The organism is Actinomycetota bacterium (genome assembly GCA_009923495.1).
Lineage (GTDB): Bacteria > Actinomycetota > Actinomycetes > S36-B12 > UBA5976 > UBA5976.
In genome coordinates this window covers 1-2,070 of the sequence record RFTJ01000042.1, presented here as the reverse complement: position 1 = coordinate 2,070, position 2,070 = coordinate 1, and the positions used below count along the sequence as shown (strand labels likewise).

The following is a 2,070-nucleotide window of genomic DNA, read 5'->3' as shown; positions in this document are numbered from 1 at the left end:
CACATCTGGCGTCAGTTTGGCCAGAATCGGCGCTGAGTTTGTCCATTGGCTGCGAACTGTGCGAATTACTTCGCTAGCTGAATCGTGGTTGCAGGCAAATACCTGTCCCCTGCTCTCCACATTGGGACAAGAGATGTTGACCTCAAGCGCGGCAATTCCTGGCTCGCCATTTAACCTTCCAGCCAATTCTCCGAATTCAGCAACCGTGCCACCTGCAATCGAGACGACGGTGGTGACTCCGTGTTCGGTTAACCAAGCAAGGTCCTTTTCAATAAATTGCTCAATACCTGGACCTTGCAAGCCTATTGAATTCAGCATGCCGCTTGGGGTTTCGGCCATTCGAGGTGTTGGTCGGCCAGATCTGGCATTTAGCATGATGCTTTTGGTGACCACTGCACCCAGAGTCGCCACATCGCCAAATTGTGCCAACTCTCGACCCGCCGCTGCGCAACCTGAAGCTGTCAATGTCGGCGCAGCTAATTGCAAGGCGCCAAGATTCGTTGAAAGGTCAATGCTCATTAGTGGCCTCCTGGAATCGGAGCGCCAACGGTATCTGCGGGAATTGTGTGAACGTCATCCCAACGAACCCGATCACCACGGAAAACTGGGCCCTCAACACACGAACGGACCATCCGAGTTTGACCATCGTCACCAATTACCGGCAGCACACAAGTCATACATACACCGATGCCACAGGCCATTGCTTCCTCAACAGCGCACTGACTGTAAACACTGTGTTCCGTAGCGACTTTGGCAACAGCCTTGAGCATCGGCATTGGACCGCATGCGTAAACAACGCCGGCACCCGATTGGCCAATAATTTCTGCGAGCACATCTGTTACTCGCCCACGCACCCCTGACGAGCCGTCATCAGTGGTTACCGTCACATTGTCGGCATCCCGCTTTAGATCAAGGACTCCGAAAAGTCGATCACCTGACGCAGCGCCAAGAATAACTTCAACATGACAACCTTGGCGTTTTAGTGCTCGAGCCAACATACCCATTGGCGCACTGCCATATCCGCCAGCGACTAGTACGCAGGACATAGTACTTCGCGGCAAAATAAACGGGGTGCCAAGCGGTGCAATAATGTCTAACTGTGCTCCGACTTTTTGCGTGGCTAGCCATTTAGTTCCTGCGCCATGTTCAGCAAAAATAACTTCAATAGATTCGCCAATCGTGGCATTGTGAATCGAGAACGCACGACGAAGCAGCATTGAACTGCCGGCATCACCGACTGCGACAGCAACGAAATGGCCAGGTAGCACAGCGTCGGCAATTGAAGGAGCGCGTAACACCATGTGCCAGTAGGCACCAACTCGAGTGATCGAGGTGATGGTGCTGGTTAACTGCTGGGCGTTACTCATGAGCGTCTGCCAAAAGTTTATCTAGATGCGCTAGGTGTTCTTGGATTGACTTAACCTTGAGCGGGCCACCACGCAGTGACTCAATACCCTCGACTGCCGCAGCCAGTGCTTGGATTGTGGTGATTGAGGCAGTGCCCGTAAGCACGGCAGCAGTGCGAATCTCATAACCGTCGCGCCGGGCACCCGTGCCATAAGGAGTGTTAACCACCAAATCCACATCGCCAGCCATGATGGCATCGACTGTAGTTGGGGTGCCATCTTCCCCACGACCTTCGAATTGTTTGCGAACGACTTCGGCGTTGATGCCGTGGCGCGACAAAATTTCCGCGGTGCCCTTTGTTGCCAAAATCCGGAAACCTAAGTCAGCAAGGCGCTTAACCGGGAACAGCATCGTGCGCTTGTCGCGATTGGCAACCGACACGAAAACTGAGCCGGAGGTTGGCAAGCCATCTCGGTATGCTGCCAGCTGTGACTTTGCGAAGGCAGTTCCGAAGTCGTCGTCGATTCCCATAACTTCGCCCGTTGATTTCATTTCGGGACCAAGAACAGTATCGACGCCCATGAACCGTCCGAATGGCAGCACGGCTTCCTTCACACTCACTGGTGAACCTTGTGGCATGTCGCCACCATCGCCCTGTGCGCGCAAGAAACCACCAGCGCGTAGATCGGCAATTGTGTCACCAACTGCGATGCGGGCGGCGGC

At 54.1% G+C, this 2,070-nt stretch carries 3 protein-coding genes; all 3 read right to left on the bottom strand.

What is annotated here, in order from left to right:
* Window positions 1-519: dihydroorotate dehydrogenase (locus EBS36_07335; GenBank protein ID NBU32960.1), on the bottom strand; the 519-nt coding region annotated here is incomplete at its 3' end.
* Window positions 519-1,367 carry a dihydroorotate dehydrogenase electron transfer subunit gene (locus tag EBS36_07330; GenBank protein NBU32959.1) on the bottom strand — a complete coding sequence of 283 codons (849 nt, stop codon included), beginning with the start codon at window positions 1,365-1,367 and terminating at the stop codon, window positions 519-521. The genes EBS36_07335 and EBS36_07330, both read right to left, overlap by 1 nt.
* The coding region (carB, locus tag EBS36_07325) for a carbamoyl phosphate synthase large subunit (protein ID NBU32958.1) at window positions 1,360-2,070 on the bottom strand (711 nt) is incomplete at its 5' end. The genes EBS36_07330 and carB, both read right to left, overlap by 8 nt.